The 14,510-nt window shown below is 74.1% G+C and carries 14 protein-coding genes; 6 read left to right on the top strand and 8 right to left on the bottom strand.

The window, feature by feature from the left end:
* Positions 1–81 precede the first annotated feature (81 nt).
* Positions 82–2,808, top strand: coding sequence for an AAA family ATPase (locus tag ACQP2Y_RS23720; protein WP_433716941.1), 2,727 nt, complete (start codon positions 82–84; stop codon positions 2,806–2,808).
* Here ACQP2Y_RS23720 and ACQP2Y_RS23715 read toward each other — a convergent pair.
* From ACQP2Y_RS23715 to ACQP2Y_RS23705, 3 genes are all read right to left on the bottom strand, one after another.
* Positions 2,805–3,383: an RNA polymerase sigma factor gene (locus tag ACQP2Y_RS23715; protein ID WP_360831299.1), complete on the bottom strand. Its 579-nt coding sequence runs from the start codon at positions 3,381–3,383 to the stop codon at positions 2,805–2,807. The genes ACQP2Y_RS23720 and ACQP2Y_RS23715 overlap by 4 nt on opposite strands.
* 175 nt (positions 3,384–3,558) lie before the next feature.
* Positions 3,559–3,981 carry a nitroreductase/quinone reductase family protein gene (locus ACQP2Y_RS23710; protein ID WP_433716938.1) on the bottom strand — a complete coding sequence of 141 codons (423 nt, stop codon included), beginning with the start codon at positions 3,979–3,981 and terminating at the stop codon, positions 3,559–3,561.
* Positions 3,982–4,015: 34 nt separating this feature from the next.
* Complete coding sequence (locus ACQP2Y_RS23705; RefSeq protein ID WP_433716936.1) at positions 4,016–4,780, bottom strand: alpha/beta fold hydrolase; 765 nt, start codon at positions 4,778–4,780, stop codon at positions 4,016–4,018.
* Between the two features lie 68 nt (positions 4,781–4,848).
* On the opposite strand from ACQP2Y_RS23705, the gene ACQP2Y_RS23700 reads away from it, so the two are divergent.
* On the top strand, positions 4,849–5,277 hold the full coding sequence (locus ACQP2Y_RS23700; protein WP_433716934.1) for a MarR family winged helix-turn-helix transcriptional regulator: 429 nt from the start codon (positions 4,849–4,851) through the stop codon (positions 5,275–5,277).
* Here ACQP2Y_RS23700 and ACQP2Y_RS23695 read toward each other — a convergent pair.
* The 3 genes from ACQP2Y_RS23695 to eno form a co-directional block, all read right to left on the bottom strand.
* On the bottom strand, positions 5,249–5,686 hold the full coding sequence (locus tag ACQP2Y_RS23695; RefSeq protein WP_433716932.1) for a DUF6069 family protein: 438 nt from the start codon (positions 5,684–5,686) through the stop codon (positions 5,249–5,251). The two genes, ACQP2Y_RS23700 and ACQP2Y_RS23695, sit on opposite strands and share 29 nt — an antisense overlap.
* Positions 5,687–5,767: 81 nt before the next feature.
* Positions 5,768–6,676: a S66 peptidase family protein gene (locus ACQP2Y_RS23690; RefSeq protein ID WP_433732043.1), complete on the bottom strand. Its 909-nt coding sequence runs from the start codon at positions 6,674–6,676 to the stop codon at positions 5,768–5,770.
* 140 nt (positions 6,677–6,816) lie between these two features.
* On the bottom strand, positions 6,817–8,082 hold the full coding sequence (gene eno / locus ACQP2Y_RS23685; RefSeq protein ID WP_433716930.1) for a phosphopyruvate hydratase: 1,266 nt from the start codon (positions 8,080–8,082) through the stop codon (positions 6,817–6,819).
* A gap of 91 nt (positions 8,083–8,173) precedes the next feature.
* Between eno and ACQP2Y_RS23680 the strand changes: the two genes are divergently transcribed.
* Genes ACQP2Y_RS23680 through ACQP2Y_RS23670 form a run of 3 tightly spaced genes read left to right on the top strand, consistent with a single transcriptional unit; the run spans position 8,174 to position 11,213 of the window.
* The gene (locus tag ACQP2Y_RS23680) at positions 8,174–9,091 is read left to right on the top strand and encodes a MerR family transcriptional regulator (RefSeq protein ID WP_433716928.1); all 918 of its coding nucleotides are present in this window, start codon (positions 8,174–8,176) and stop codon (positions 9,089–9,091) included.
* 11 nt (positions 9,092–9,102) lie between these two features.
* Complete coding sequence (locus ACQP2Y_RS23675) at positions 9,103–10,251, top strand: molybdopterin molybdotransferase MoeA (RefSeq protein WP_433716926.1); 1,149 nt, start codon at positions 9,103–9,105, stop codon at positions 10,249–10,251.
* 50 nt (positions 10,252–10,301) lie between these two features.
* Positions 10,302–11,213 carry an endonuclease/exonuclease/phosphatase family protein gene (locus ACQP2Y_RS23670; RefSeq protein ID WP_433716924.1) on the top strand — a complete coding sequence of 304 codons (912 nt, stop codon included), beginning with the start codon at positions 10,302–10,304 and terminating at the stop codon, positions 11,211–11,213.
* 49 nt (positions 11,214–11,262) lie between these two features.
* Here ACQP2Y_RS23670 and ACQP2Y_RS23665 read toward each other — a convergent pair whose 3' ends face one another.
* Both ACQP2Y_RS23665 and ACQP2Y_RS23660 read right to left on the bottom strand, forming a co-directional pair.
* Positions 11,263–11,907: a winged helix-turn-helix domain-containing protein gene (locus ACQP2Y_RS23665; protein ID WP_433716922.1), complete on the bottom strand. Its 645-nt coding sequence runs from the start codon at positions 11,905–11,907 to the stop codon at positions 11,263–11,265.
* Positions 11,908–11,959: 52 nt separating this feature from the next.
* Positions 11,960–13,564: a methyl-accepting chemotaxis protein gene (locus tag ACQP2Y_RS23660; protein ID WP_433716919.1), complete on the bottom strand. Its 1,605-nt coding sequence runs from the start codon at positions 13,562–13,564 to the stop codon at positions 11,960–11,962.
* Between the two features lie 105 nt (positions 13,565–13,669).
* Between ACQP2Y_RS23660 and ACQP2Y_RS23655 the strand changes: the two genes are divergently transcribed.
* On the top strand, positions 13,670–14,509 hold the full coding sequence (locus ACQP2Y_RS23655; RefSeq protein ID WP_433716917.1) for a patatin-like phospholipase family protein: 840 nt from the start codon (positions 13,670–13,672) through the stop codon (positions 14,507–14,509).
* The last annotated feature ends 1 nt before the right edge of the window (position 14,510 follow it).

Raw genomic sequence — 14,510 nt, 5'->3', positions numbered from 1 at the left:
TCACGAAAGATCAACCGCGTCGGCTCCCGCTGACACGGTACGGGTACCCTCGCCCGGTTGCGACGGGAATACACTCGGCCGATGATGCTCGGACGGACCGCCGAACGTGCATTGATCGACGGTCTTCTGACAGGCGCGCGGGCGGGCCGCAGTGACGCCCTGGTGCTCACCGGCGAGCCCGGCATCGGCAAGACGACCCTGATCCAGTACGCCGTAAGCCAGGCCGAGGGCATGCAGGTGCTGTCCGCGCGCGGCTACGAGGACGAGTCGGAGATACCGTTCGCCGGCCTGGCCGACCTGCTGCGCCCCGTGCTCGGGGTGCTCGACGAGCTGCCCGCGCCGCAGGCCGCCGCCCTGCGCAGCGCCCTGGCCCTGGGCCCGCCGGTGGCCGGGGACCGCTTCACCGTGTGCGCCGCCACCGTCGGCATCCTGGCCGCGGCGGCCGAGAGCTCGCCGGTGCTGATCGTGGTGGACGACCTGCAGTGGCTGGACGCGTCCTCGCGCGAGGCCGTGCTGTTCGCCGGCCGCCGGCTGCACGCCGACGGCATCGCCCTGCTGCTCGCGACCCGGGATCCGGCCGACGCCGCCGGGCTGCGCTACCCGCAGGTGGCGCTGTCCGGACTGTCGGTCGAGGACGTCGACGAGCTGTGCCGGGTGACGCTGACGGTCGCGCCGGCGGGCACCGGGGAGCGGCTGCACGCCGCGACGGCCGGCAACCCGCTCGGTGTCATCGAGCTGTGCCGGGAACGGCCGGAGATCGTCGAGGACGGGGTCACCGCGCCGTTCGTGGCGCCGGGCTCGCGCATCGAGCGGGCGCTGCGCGGCCGGCTGGAAGAGCTCGACGACGACACCCGCCGGGCCCTGGTGCTGGCCGCGGCGGCCGTCGGCGGCGACATCGCCACGCTGCTGGCCGCCGCCCGGGCCAGCGGGCTGCATCTGCGTCACTTCGCGCCGGCGGAGAAACACGACCTGATCACCGTCGACGAGCAGCGCATCGAGTTCCGGCATCCGCTGCTGCGCTCGGTGGTCTACCACGGCGCCTCCACCGACGACCGCGTCGCCGCGCACACCGCGCTGGCCACCGCCCTGGCCGGCGCCGCCGGTGACGCCGCGGCCGACGCCCGGGCCTGGCATCTGGCCGCGGCCACCCTGGCCCCGGACGAGCAGATCGCCGCGGAGCTGGAGCAGGCCGCGCTGCGGGCCAGCCGGCGCGCCGGTTACGTGGCCGCGGCGCGGGCGTTCGGGCAGGCCGCCCGGCTCAGCCGCGGTCCGGAACGGGCGCGGCGGCTGCTGCGGGCGGCGCGCTGCTGGCAGCTTGCCGGGCGCAACGACCAGGTGCTGACGCTGCTCGACGACGCGCTGCCGCTGACCACCGACCCCGCCCGGCGCGCCCTGATCCAGCACATGGACGCGTACGTACGGATGTGGCGCGAGCGTCCCGACGGTGTGCTGCCGTTCCTGGTCCGCAGTGCCGAAGCCGTGCAGGAGATCGATCCGGCCCGGGCCGCGCTGATGTATTCCGACGCCTGCATCCCGTACTTCATGGTCGGTGACGTCGAGCAGTTGCAGGCCGCGGTCCGCCGCGGTTACGAGCTGGCCGAGCGGGTCGGCGGGGTGGCCCAGCTGGTCGCCGCGGTGGCGCTGGCCGGCGGGCTCACCCTGGCCGGGGAGCGCGAGCAGGCGAGCGCGCTGCTGCGCGACTGCCACGCCGAGCTGCTGGCGGCCGATCCCCTGGTCCGGGCCCAGGATCTGTGCCATGCCTCGCTGACCTGGATCTGGCTGGAGGGCTACGAGCAGGCCGGCGAGCTGCTCGGCCGGGTGGTCGCCGCGGCCCGGTCGGCCGGCGCCCTGGGCGTGCTGCCGCAGGCGCTGGGCATCGAGTCGGAGCTGCACTTCCGGGTCGGGCGCTGGCACGACGCGCGGGTCAGCGCGGCGGAAAGCCTGCGCCTGGCCAGCGAGACCCGCCAGGCCAACCTGTACGGGCTGTTCTTCGCCGGCCGCCTCGACGCGGTCCAGGGGCGCGACGACGAGTGCCGGCGCCAGGTCAGCCGCACGATGGAGGTGGCCGAGCGCCTCGGCGTCGCCTGCATGGCCCTCTACACCGGTCACGAGCTGGGCCTGCTGGCGCTGAGCCACGGTGACGCGAGCGAGGCGATCACCCGGCTCGAGGCCGTCCGGGAGCTGCCCGTGGTGGCGCACATCCACGAGCCGGCCGTGGTGCCGTGGGTGTTCGACCTCGTGGAGGCGTACATCAGGGACGGCCGGGCGGACGCCGCCGGTGAGCTGCTCGCCCAGCAGGAGTCGCACCCGGGCGGGCAGTGGGCCGAGGCCGCCGCGGCCCGGTGCCGGGCGCTGCTGGCCGCCCCGGAGGAGATGGACGAGGCGTTCCGGGTGGCGTTGCAGACCCCAGGGTGTGCCGTGATGCCGTTCGAGCGGGCCCGCACCCAGCTCTGTTACGGCGAGCGGCTGCGCCGGGTCCGCCGGCGGGCCGATGCGCGCCGGCACCTGCACGACGCGCTGGAGACGTTCACCCGGCTCGGCGCGCAGCCCTGGGCGGAACGGGTCCGCACCGAGCTGCGCGCCACCGGCTCCACGGTCGGCCGGTCCCCCGATGCGCTGCCCCGGCTCACCCCGCAGGAGCTGCAGGTGGCGCTGGTGGTGGCCAGGGGGGCCACCAACCATGAGGCGGCGGCCACCCTGTTCCTGTCGCAGAAGACGATCGAGTACCACCTGAGCAACATCTACCGCAAGACTCACATCCGCTCCCGCGCCGACCTCGCCGGCATCGCGAGCGCCGCCCAGGCCTAGTGCCATGCGTGCGCCCCGAGCCCGGCCCGCTCCAGCGAGGTGCGCAGCTTGCGCAGCGAGCGCATCCGGGTCGGCCCGATGCTGCCGATCGGGATGCCCTGGCACCGGGCCAGATCGGCGTACGCCGGGGCGTCGTTGCTGCTCAGCGCCACGACCAGGGCGCGCGAGGAGTCCGGCAACGAGTTGACGTGCTGCCACAGCAGGTCGTTCATCCGGGCGTCGACGGCGGCCTTCTCCGGGTGCGGGGACCGCTCGTCGCGCTGCTCGGCCTGCTGCTCCAGGCCGGGGACCTCACGCTTGCCGCTGCGCATGAGCTTGAGGCACTCCCGGCGGGCGATGGTCACCAGCCAGGAGCTGACCCGCTCCGGGTCACGGACCTCGCCGAGATGCTCGAACGCGCGCAGCCAGGTGTTCTGCACGACGTCCTCGGCATCGGACTCGGGTAGCCGGAACGAGCGCACGGTCCACCAGACCAGGCGCTCGAACTCGTGCACGAATCTGTCGGCCGCGCCGGTCGCGCCGGACTGCGCCGCGTAGATGATTTCCCGGGTGCCGTCGTACTGGTCGATCGTCATGACCGCGCCTCTCCTGGTCCGAACGGGACCTGGATGACGCTAGGGAGCGGCGGGCCGGTTGAGATCCGGGCGCCACCCTGGGGTTGGCCGGCACCCACCCTGGGGTTGATACCGGCCGGCCAGTCGGTGATCCGACTGCATCAGGGACCGTGGCGGCGCGCACGGCGGCGCAACGTCAGGCGGAGGGCGGGACCAGCAGGCGGACGACCGGGAACTTGCGGTCGGTCTTCTTCTCGTACTCGCGGGCGTCGGGCCAGTAGTCGCGCCAGATGCCGTACACGCTCTCCCAGCGGGGGTCGCCCGGCCGGATGACCTCGTAATCGACGCTGATGGTGGCCGCGCCGAGCTCGATCGTGGTGGGGCCGGTGGCCGCCTCGAGGTTGGCGACCCACTGCGGGTCCTCCGGGGCGCCGCCGAGACTCGCGCAGATCACGTACGCGTCGGCGTCCGGCGCCGCGACCAGCGGGGTGACGTACTCCTGGCCGGACCGGCGGCCGACGTGGTGCAGCAGCACGAGGGTCTTGCCCTCCCAGTGCATGCCGACCACACCGTCGTTGGCGCGGAACCGGTCGATGATGGTGTCGTTGAACGAAGCCATGAGCAGAGGCTAGCCGTCGATGGACGGTCCTGCCTCACACCGCGAAGTCCCAGATCGCCTCGAGCGTCTGCTGCGGGGTCTCCAGCTGCGGCAGGTGACCGGCGCCGGCCAACGGCACGTGGACGGCGCCCGGGATGGCCGCGGCGTACGCCTTGCCGTACTCGAAGTCGACGATCCCGTCGCTCTCGCCCCACAGCACGCAGGTGGGCACGGTCACCGCGGCCAGCCGGGCCGCCAGCGTCGGGTCGGCCATGGTGGTGCCGGCGAAGAGCGCGATGGCCTGCCGGTTGGCCGCCAGCACGGCCTTCTGCGCGTCCGGCAGGGAATCGGGGTCGAAGCGGAACCGGTCCGGGTCGGCGTAGGACAGCCGGGTCAGCTCGGCCGGGGTGAGCGAGAAGAAGTCCGCGACCGGGTGGCCGGGCACGGCGAGGCCGACGCCGTTGAGGATCACGACCCGGCTCACCCGGGGGCTGCCCAGCAGCGCGAGCTCGGCGGCGATCCAGCCGCCGATGGAGTTGCCGACGACGGTGACGTCGGTGAGATCCAGCTCGTCGAGCAGGGCGGCGTAGAGCTCGGCCAGCCCGCGCACGGTGGTGAGGTCGTCGGGGCGCGGCGTGCCGTTCCAGCCCGGGTGCGTCGGCGTGAGGACCCGGGCGGGCCGCTCGCGGGCCAGCAGCTCGCCGAACGACAGGAACGAGAACGGCCCGGCCCCGCCGTGCAGCAGCAGGAACGGGCGGCCGGAGCCGGCCTCGGCCACGGTGACGGCGGCCGACGCCACCGGATAAGTGTTGATCGTCATGCCCACGACGCTAGGCCAGCATCCTTATATAAGCAACCTTAGTTAAGGATGTTGTTATGCTGCTCACCATGGCCAGAAACGTTCAAGAGGTCGGCCTGCTGGTCAAACGCCTCCAGCACCGCCACCACCGCGCGATGACCACCGCCCTCACCGATCTCGGCGTCTCCCTCGTCCAGTGGGACACGCTGCGCCACCTGCACGAGAACCCCGGCGCGTCGCTGCACGACCTGGCCCGGCTGACGTTCCAGACCGACCAGGCCTTCGGCACCCTGGCCACCCGGATGGCCGACCGCGGCCTCATCGAACGCGAGCCGGGACCCGGCCGGGCCATCCGCCATCGCATCACCGCCAAGGGCGAGCACATCCGGGTCGAGGGCGGGCGCCGGGCTGCCGAGGTGCTCGCCCGATCTCTGGGCCGGCTGACCGCCGGACAGCTCGATCAGCTCGGCGGGCTGCTGGAACTCGCCCTCACCGACGGACCGCCAGACGCCGGGTGACCACGGGGATGACGATGACCGCGGCGAGCACGTGGGCGCCGGTCAGCATCAGCTTGGTCGAGGTGGCGGTGGCGCCCGCGAAGGCCGGACCGGCGAACGACACCGCGGTCAGGGCGATGGTCGTCCACAGGTAGGTGCGGGCCGGGCCGCGGGCGTACCGGTGGAGCAGCACGGCCAGAATCGTGCCCCAGAAGACGGAGACCGCCACGCCGAAGGCGAACAGACCGGCCCCGATCGACCCGGCGGTCGAGGCGCCGATGCTGCCGGCGGCCATCGGCACCCCGGCCGCGCCGGCGGCCAGGCCGTAGAGCTCGGTGGCGACGGCCGCGGCGATCCCGGCCAGCACGCTGACCAGCCAGACCGGACGGAGGGTACGGGCAGCAGCAGACGGTGCGGTGACAGCGGTCATGGTCATCTCCCTGGGTCGAGCAACGACTTCCACCCTGGAGTCGGAGCCGACCGCCCGGTCTCGACCTGAGACCCGGCGGGATCAGGATCTGGCCGTCACGCCCGGGGCGATCCGGAGAGTGCCGGCCGCGGTGTCGATCGTGGCCTTCGTGCCCAGCGGCACGGTCAGCTGCCCGTTGCCGTGCCCGATGCGCAGCCCGCCCAGCACCGGCACGCCCAGGTCGCCGACCCGGTCCTGGACCGCCTGCGCCGCCGTCCACTGGCCCTCGGTCACCGGGGCGTTGGTGAACTGGCCGATCGCGATGCCCCTGATCCCGCGCAGCGCGCCCGCCCGGCGCAGCTGGGTCAGCATCCGGTCGTAGCTGTACGGCGCCTCGTCGACGTCCTCGAACATCAGGATCGCCCCGGTCAGGTCGGGGAAGTCGCGGGTGCCGTAGCCGGTCTGCAGGATCGTCAGGTTGCCGCCCAGCAGCGTGCCCGTCGCCGTGCCCGGCACGTGCACCGCCGCGCTCGGTTCGGCCGGGTCCCGGGTCAGCACCACCGGGTCGGTCGTCATGATCGCCTTGCGCAGCGACTCGATCTCCACCGGGCCGGTGCGGGAGTCGGTCCAGTTGACCATCGGGCCGTAGAAGCTGACCAGCCGGGCGCCGCGCCACAGCCGGCCGATCAGCGCGGTCAGGTCGCTGAAGCCGACCAGGACGCGGGGGTCGCGGCGGACGGCGGCCAGGTCCAGCCCGTCCACGATGCGCTGGGTGCCGTAGCCGCCGCGGGCGGCGAAGACGCCCCGGACGCCGGGGTCGCGGAAGGCCGCGTTCAGGTCGGCCAGGCGCGCCTCGTCGGTGCCGGCCAGGTAGCCGAACTTGTCGTTGACGTGGGCGCCCAGCTCGACCTCGAGGCCGAAGCCGCGCAGGATCTCGACGCCGCGGGCCAGGCGGGTGTCCGGCGCCGAGCCGGTGGCGATGACCCGGACCCGGTCGCCGGGGCGCAGCATCGGGGGTCGGACGGCGCGGCGGGGCGCGGCCTGGGCCGCTCCGGGGACGAGGGTGCCGCCGCCCGCGACGGCGGCGGCTCCCAGCAGGGTACGGCGGGTGATCGTCATCCTTCGTAGCGTGCCGCCCGGTCCGCCGACGGTCAAGGACAGCCGGCGTACCGGGCGGTGTCGCCCAGCTCCTCCTCGATGCGGATGAGCTGGTTGTACTTCGCCGTACGGTCCGAACGCGACAGTGAGCCGGTCTTGATCTGGCCGCAGCCGACCGCCACCGCAAGGTCCGCGATGGTGGTGTCCTCGGTCTCGCCCGAGCGGTGCGACATGACCACCCGGTAGCCGGCCTTGTGGGCCGCGTCCACCGTGGCCAGCGTCTCGGTCAGGGTGCCGATCTGGTTGAGCTTCACCAGGATGGCGTTGGCGTAGCCGCCCTCGATGCCGGCGCGCAGCCGGTCGGCGTCGGTGCAGAAGACGTCGTCGCCGACCAGTTGCACCCGGTCGCCGGTGCGGCCGGTCAGCAGCTGCCAGCCGGTGATGTCGTCCTCGGCCATCGGGTCCTCCAGCGAGCTGATCGGGTAGCGGGCCAGCAGCGCCTCGAGATAGTCGACCTGCTCCTCGACCGTGCGGTCACGGTCCTCGCCCGCGTAGCGGTAGCGGCCGCCGGAGAAGAACTCGGACGCGGCCGGGTCGAGGCAGATGCTGATGTCGGTGCCGGGCTTGTAGCCGGTGTCCTCGATGGCGCGCAGCACGAACTCCAGGGCCTCGTCCGCGGTGGCGAACCGCGGTGCGAAGCCGCCCTCGTCGCCGACGTTGGTGTTGTGGCCGGCCGCGGCCAGGGACCTCTTCAGGGTGTGGAAGACCTCGGCGCCCATCCGGACCGCCTCGAAGAAGGTCGGCGCGCCCACCGGCGCGATCATGAACTCCTGGAAGTCGAGCGGGTTGTCGGCGTGCGCACCGCCGTTGACGATGTTCATCATCGGCACCGGCAGCAGGCGGGCGCCGACCCCGCCGACGTAGCGGTAGAGCGGCTGGTGGTGCGCCTGCGCGGCGGCTTTCACGGTGGCCAGGGAGACGCCGAGGATCGCGTTGGCGCCGAGGCGGGACTTGCCGGGCGTACCGTCGAGCTCGGTCATGGTCCGGTCCACCCGGGCCTGGTTCTCGGCGTCCAGGCCGGTCACCGCCGCGGCGATCTCGCCGTTGACGGCGGCGACCGCCCGGCGCACCTCGCGGCCGTGGAAGCGGGCCGGGTCGCCGTCGCGTAACTCGACCGCCTCGTGGGTGCCGGTCGACGCCCCGGACGGGACCGCCGCCCGGCCCCGGGAGCCGTCGGTGAGCACCACGTCGACCTCCACCGTCGGGTTGCCGCGGCTGTCGAGCACCTGCCGTCCGGTCACGCTTTCGATCTTCGTCATGGGGCCAGCCTGGCCAGCGGGGACGGGTTGCGGAAGGGCGTTGATGAACACCTTGACCCGTACCCGGGGGTGCGGGTTTAGGGTCTGTCGGATGCGGGTGGGTGAGCTGGCGCGGCGGACCGGGACGACGGTCCGGGCGCTGCGGTACTACGAGACGGCCGGGCTGGTCGTGCCGCGGCGGCTGGGCAACGGCTACCGCGAGTACGACCCCGTCGCCGTACGGCTGGTCGCGCAGATCCGCGAGCTCATGGCGCTGGGACTCAGCGTCGAGGAGACCCGCCCGTTCGTGGAGTCGATCGCCTTGGGGGCCGGGGAGGCGGACGTGTGCGCGGCGGCGCTGGCCACGTACCGCAGCACCATCACCGGCCTGCAGGAACGCATCGGCCGGCTGACCGCCCAGCGGGAGGCCCTCGACGCCCGGCTCGACGAGGCCGCCGGCCGGGTCGTGACCGGCCGCCCGGCGCCGGGCGCGGATCCCGGCGCCCTGGTCGGCCACCGGTTGCCGGCGCTGGAGTTCTACGGCACCGACGGGCGGCCGGTGGATCTCGGTGCGCTGGGTCCGGGCCGCAGCGTCATCTTCGTGTACCCGCTGACCGGGCGTCCCGGCGTCGACCTGCCGAACGGGCCGCTGGAGATCGCGGGGGCGCGCGGCGGCACCGAGCAGGCCGCGTGGTTCCGCGACCATCACGCGGAGCTGCGCACCGCCGGCGCGGCCCGGGTCTACGGGCTCTCCGCACAGTCCAGCGGCTATCAGCGGGAGCTCGTGCACCGGCTGCGGCTGCCCTACCCGCTGCTCCCCGACCCGCAGCTGATCTGCGCGCAGGCGCTGGGCCTGCCGACGTTCGCCGCCGGCGACATGACCCTGTACGAGCGCCTCACCCTGATCGTGGCCGACGGCGTGGTCGAGCACGTCTTCCATCCCATCCCCCAGCCGGCCTCGCACGCCCGGCAGGTGCTGCGCTGGCTCACCAGGCGCAGGTCGGCGGGCCGCGTCGAACAGCGGATGTGACACTGGCAGCGATGCCAACCACCGACAGTGCCACCCCGTGGCGTGCCGCCCGTCTGATCGCCGCCGAGGCCGCCTCCGCGCTGCCGGCCGAGGACGTCCCGCTGGATCGGGCCGTGGGCCGGGTGCTGGCCGCTCCGGTCCTGGCCCGGGCCGACCTGCCCGGCTTCGACACCGCGGCGATGGACGGTTACGCCGTGGCCGGCGCCGGCCCGTGGCAGGTCATCGGGCGGATCCTGGCCGGCGGGCCGGGGTGGACGCACGAGCTCGGGCCGGGTCAGGCGGTGGAGATCATGACGGGTGCGGTCGTGCCCGCCGGGACGGTGGCGGTGCTGCCGTACGAGACCGCCGACCTGAGCGGCACGACGCCCGCCGGTAAGGCGCACATCCGGCGGGCCGGTGAGGACGCCCGGGCCGGCAGCGAACTGGCTGGTGCCGGCCGGCTCATCACGCCCGCGGTGGCCGGGCTGCTGGCCCAGGGCGGCGCCGACAGCGTGCCGGTGCACCGGCAGCCCCGGGTCCGGCTGCTGGTCACCGGCGACGAGGTGGTCAGCCGCGGGGTCCCGGCCACCGGGCAGGTCCGCGACGTCTTCGGGCCGATGGTCTCGGCCCTGGCCACGGCCGCGGGGGCGGTGGTGGCCGAGCGGCTGGTGCTGCGCGACGATCCGGGCCTGCTGGCCGAGCGCCTGACCGCCCCGGACGCCGACGTGGTCGTGGTGACCGGCTCCTCGTCGGCCGGCGCGGCCGACCATCTGCACCGGGTGCTGGAGAAGGTCGCCGCGCGGCGGCTCGTCGACCGGGTGGCCTGCCGGCCGGGCGGACCGCAGCTGCTGGCCGCGCTGCCGGGCGGGCGGTGGATCGCCGGGCTGCCGGGCAATCCGTTCGCCGGCCTGGTCGCGGCGGTGACGGTGCTGCAACCCCTGCTGTACGCCCTCACCGGCCGTTCCGTGCCGCTCGCCACCCGCCTGCCGGTGCGTGGTGACGTGGTCGTCACCGCGCCGGTGACCCGCCTGGTGCCGGTCCGCCTCGCCGGTGACCACGCCGTGGTGGTGCCCGGGAGCCGGCCCGCGAGCCTGGCCGGTGCCGCCGCGGCGGACGCCCTGGCCGTGCTCGAGGACGGCTGGACCGACGGCTCCCCCGCCGATCTGCTCCCGCTCGGCTGACCGGATCGCGTCCCGGCTCCGCGCTGCGCGGCACTCATTAGGCTGGACGGATGGATCGACGGCATGTGCGCGTGGGCAGCGCCCTCACCGCCGTCGCCGCCGTCACTCTGGCCGCGGTGCTGGCCCTGCACCGGCTGGTGCCCGGAGCACTCGGCACGGCCCTGGACAGCGGGCTGCCGTGGCTCGGCCTGCTGGTGCCGGCCCTGCTCGCGGTGGCGGCGCTGCGCCGCTCGTCGCGGACCTTCGTCGTCTGCCTGCTGCCCGCGGTGTTCTGGGCGGCGATGTTCGGGCCCGTGCTGGTGCCACGCTCGGCGGCCGACCACCACGACCTGCGGGTGGCGACCCTGAACCTGGGCGCCGGGAATCCGAGCCCCGGGCCGGCGGTACGCGCGGTGCTGACCGCCGCGCCCGACGTGCTGGTGCTGCAGGAACTGACCCCGGCCAACCTCGCCGCGGCCCAGCGCGAGCTCGCCGGCGGGTACGCGTACCACGCGGTGACCGGCACCGTCGGGTTGTGGAGCACGCTGCCGCTGACCGAGGCCAGCCCGGTCGACATCGGCATCGGCTGGACCCGGGCGCTGCGGGTCACCGTGCCCAGCGCCGACGGCCCGGTCCGCATCTACGCCGCGCATCTGGCCTCGGCCCGCCCGGCCGCGACCGCCGAACGCGACCAGACGATCGCCGCGCTGGCCGCCGCGGTGGCCGCCGACGAGAGCCCGCGGGTGCTGGTGGCCGGCGACCTGAACACCGCCACCACCGACCGGCAGTTCGACGCGTTCGCACCGCTGCGCGACACCCAGCAGGAGGCCGGCGCGGGTTTCGGCTTCACCTGGCCGGCCGAGCTGCCGGTGCTGCGCCCGGATCACATCCTGCAGCGCGGCATGTCGACCCAGCGGTCCTGGGTGCTGCGGGCGCCGGGCAGCGACCACCGGGCCGTGCTGGCCGAGCTCGACACCGCCTGACCGCCGCGGCCGCCAAAGTTCAGGCCGGTTCAGGCCGGTTCAGGCCGGGTCAGGCCGGGACGACGAGGCGGAAGCCGACGCCGCGGCGGTTCTCGATCCACTTGGCGTCGCCGAGCTTGCTGCGCAGGCTGGCCACGTGGAAGTCCAGCGTCTTGCCGGGACCGAGGAAGTCGGGCTCCCACACGGTGTCGAGGATGTGCCGGCGGGCGACGACCGCGCCCGGTTCGGCGGCCAGCAGCACGAGCAGGTCGTACTCCTTGGGGGCGAGCGGGATCGGCACGCCGTGCAGGCGGATCTGCCGGGTGCGGGTGTCGATGGCCAGGGGCCCGTACCGGCGGATCGGCTCCTGGGCCGGCACCCCGCGGGCCCGGCGGGTGGCCGCACGCATCCGGGCGACCAGCTCCGGCACCCGGTAGGGCTGCCCCACCAGGTCCTCGACGCCGAGCTCCCGGCCGAGGCTGCGGTCGTGCACGCCGCCGCGCCCGGTCAGCAGGATCATCGGGACGTCACCGTCGCCGCGCAGCTTGCGGCAGGCCTCGACGCGCCCGGTGTCGCGCTTGCCGAGGTCGAAGAGGACCACGTCGGGTGGCGCCGCGGCGAGTGCGGCCGCACCGGTGGTGACGTGGTCCGCGGTGATGCCGTACCGGGCCAGGCCGTCGATCAGCGGTTCGGCGATCGACACGTCGTCTTCCACCAGCAGGACTCTCATGGGCGGTGATACGGCTGCGGAGCCCGCGCGGATGAATTCAGACCCGGTAGACCGAGACCGTGCTGCTGAGCTCGGCGGCCATCCGGGCCAGCTCGGCCGCGGTCTGCTGGGTCTCGGTGGCGCCGCTGGTGACCTGCTGGGCCGCCTCCGCGACGCCCGAGATCGTCTCCGCGATGCTGGCCGAGCCGGCCGCGGCGGTGCCGACGCTGTGCGCGATCTCGCCGGTGGTCGCGGTCTGCTCGGCCACCGCCGAGGCGATCGTGGTGGTGTAGCCGTTGATGGTCGTGATCACCTGGCCGATCTCGCGGATCGCCTCGACCGCGCCGTCGCTCTCGGCCTGGATCGAGGCGACCTGGGTGGAGATGTCCTCGGTGGCCCGGGCGGTCTCCTGGGCCAGGTCCTTGACCTCGCTGGCCACCACGGCGAAGCCCTTGCCCATCTCCCCGGCGCGGGCCGCCTCGATCGTCGCGTTGAGGGCGAGCAGGTTGGTCTGCTGGGCGATCGCGGTGATCAGCCGGACCACGTCGCCGATCTGGGTCGAGGCCGCACCGAGGCGGGCCACACTGGTGTTGGTCGCCTCGGCGGTGCGCGCGGCCCCGGCGGCCACCTCGGCCGCCTCGCCGGCGTTGTCGGCGATCGCCCGGATCGACACGCCCATCTCGTCGGCGCCGGCCGCGACCGCCCGGACGCTGTCCGACACCTGGCCGGCGGCCGAGGAGACCGTGCTGACCTGCACGGAGGTCTCCTCGGCGGAGGCCGAGAGCTGCAGCGACACGGCGGAGAGCTGCTCGGAGGCCGAGGCCAGCGTCTGGGAACTGCCGGTCACCTTGCCGACCAGGCCGGCCATCGCCTCGGCGGTGGCGTTGAGCGTGTCCCCGAGCTGGGCGATCTCGTCGCGGCCGCCGACCCGGACCCGGGCGGTCAGGTCACCCTGGCCGATCTGCTGGAGGGTACGCACACAGCGGGCCAGCGGCCGGACGATCAACTGAGCGATGCCGGCCGCCAGCAGCAGGCCGACCACCGCGCTGACCGCCAGCACGACGATGACCCAGAGCCGGGTGGAGTGGAACAGCTCCTCCGCCCCGGCCTCCTGAGCAGCGGCTTCCTGCACCGTGGCCCCGGACAGTGTGGCCAGGTCGGCCCGCAGGGCGTTGAGCTCGTTCTGTTGCGGGCCCGAGCGCAGCGCCTCCACCGCGGCCCGGTCACCGGTCGTCACGGCCGGGACGAGCTGGTCGTCCACGAGCGTCTGGTAGCGCGCCCAGTCGCCCTCGAAGGTGGTGACCGCCGCACGTGACTCCGCGCCCAGCGGGAAGGCTTCGTACTCGGCGGAGGTGGCGGCGACGCCCTGCTCGGCGTCTTTCAGGGCAGTGGCCGCGTCCGAGCGCTGGGTGGCGTCACGGGCCAGGATGTAGTCGTCGGCCGCGAGCCAGGCCAGGTTCGCCGCACTGCGCAGTTCCCCTATGGTGTTCAGCTCCAGGCTGTGCCCGTACACCGTCTTGACCTGGTTGTTGGTGCGGCCCAGGCTGCTGAGGGCGAAGGCGCCGTCGGCCACGCTGAACGCCGCGATGATCCCCACCGCGATCATGATCTTGGTGCCGACCCGCCGGTCCGTCAGCAGCCGCCATCGCAGGTTGTCCGCCACCTGATCAGCAAACCACCCATCCCCGCCCCGACGAGCCGGAACGCCGCACAAGCGGGTGTGACCCAGCTGCTTGTGAGGCGGCACGGCGGCCTGCACCCTGGGGGCATGGAGCTGACAGACCCCGACCGGCCGGCCGAGTCCGAACCGGTCCGCATCGGGCTGGCGCTCGGCGGCGGGGCCGTGCGCGGCGCGGCCCACATCGGCGTGCTGAACATCCTGGACAAGGCCGGCCTGGCCCCGTCGGTGATCACCGGCTGCAGCGCCGGCGCCCTGGTCGGCGCGCTCTACGCGGCCGGCATGAGCACGCCGGACATCTCCGCGCTGGCCCGCACCCTGCACTGGACGCGCCTGGTGCGCCCGAGCATCACCGGCCGGTCCCTGTTCGAGACGTCCCGGCTGGGCACCTTCCTCGACAAGACCCTCGACGGCCGCACGTTCGCCGACCTCGACCTGCCGTTCGCCACGGTGGCCTGCGAGCTCACCACCGCCCGGCGGGTGGTGCTGGACGAGGGCCCGGTGGCCAGCGCGGTCCTGGCCAGCTCGGCGATCCCGGGGGTCTTCCCGCCGGTGACCCGCGACGACATGCTGCTGGTCGACGGCAGCCTGGTCGACATGGTCCCGGCCGCCCTGGCCCGCAGCATGGGCGCCGACATCGTGGTGGCGGTGGACGTGTCCGGCCCGCTGCCGCGCCGCCCGCCGAAGACGATGGTGCAGATCATGGTGGCGGTCAGCACCCTGCACTCCGGCGTCGAGGGACAACTGGCCCGCGACGCGGACCTGGTGCTGACCCCGGACGTCGACGCGTACGCGTTCTGGGAGCTGTCCCGGATGAGCGAGTTCGAACAGGCCGGCGAGGCCGCCGCCGAGGAGTCCCTGCCCCTGGTGCAGGCACTGGTGCAGGTGGCCGAGGCCCGTACGGCCTGGCGCAACCGGCAGCACCCCTGAG

Source organism: Actinoplanes sp. CA-051413, assembly GCF_050955795.1.
Classification (GTDB): Bacteria; Actinomycetota; Actinomycetes; order Mycobacteriales; family Micromonosporaceae; genus Actinoplanes.
Note: the sequence above shows the minus strand (reverse complement) of the source record. Positions and strands in the feature narration are given on the sequence as shown.

Excerpts from the sequence above, each read along its gene's own strand:
- ACQP2Y_RS23720 (WP_433716941.1), top strand. The coding sequence starts at position 82 with ATGATGCTCGGACGGACCGCCGAACGTGCATTGATCGACGGTCTTCTG.
- ACQP2Y_RS23715 (WP_360831299.1), bottom strand. The coding sequence starts at position 3,383 with ATGACGATCGACCAGTACGACGGCACCCGGGAAATCATCTACGCGGCG.
- ACQP2Y_RS23710 (WP_433716938.1), bottom strand. The coding sequence starts at position 3,981 with ATGGCTTCGTTCAACGACACCATCATCGACCGGTTCCGCGCCAACGAC.
- ACQP2Y_RS23705 (WP_433716936.1), bottom strand. The coding sequence starts at position 4,780 with ATGACGATCAACACTTATCCGGTGGCGTCGGCCGCCGTCACCGTGGCC.
- ACQP2Y_RS23700 (WP_433716934.1), top strand. The coding sequence starts at position 4,849 with ATGGCCAGAAACGTTCAAGAGGTCGGCCTGCTGGTCAAACGCCTCCAG.
- ACQP2Y_RS23695 (WP_433716932.1), bottom strand. The coding sequence starts at position 5,686 with ATGACCGCTGTCACCGCACCGTCTGCTGCTGCCCGTACCCTCCGTCCG.
- ACQP2Y_RS23690 (WP_433732043.1), bottom strand. The coding sequence starts at position 6,676 with ATGCTGCGCCCCGGCGACCGGGTCCGGGTCATCGCCACCGGCTCGGCG.
- eno (WP_433716930.1), bottom strand. The coding sequence starts at position 8,082 with ATGACGAAGATCGAAAGCGTGACCGGACGGCAGGTGCTCGACAGCCGC.
- ACQP2Y_RS23680 (WP_433716928.1), top strand. The coding sequence starts at position 8,174 with ATGCGGGTGGGTGAGCTGGCGCGGCGGACCGGGACGACGGTCCGGGCG.
- ACQP2Y_RS23675 (WP_433716926.1), top strand. The coding sequence starts at position 9,103 with ATGCCAACCACCGACAGTGCCACCCCGTGGCGTGCCGCCCGTCTGATC.
- ACQP2Y_RS23670 (WP_433716924.1), top strand. The coding sequence starts at position 10,302 with ATGGATCGACGGCATGTGCGCGTGGGCAGCGCCCTCACCGCCGTCGCC.
- ACQP2Y_RS23655 (WP_433716917.1), top strand. The coding sequence starts at position 13,670 with ATGGAGCTGACAGACCCCGACCGGCCGGCCGAGTCCGAACCGGTCCGC.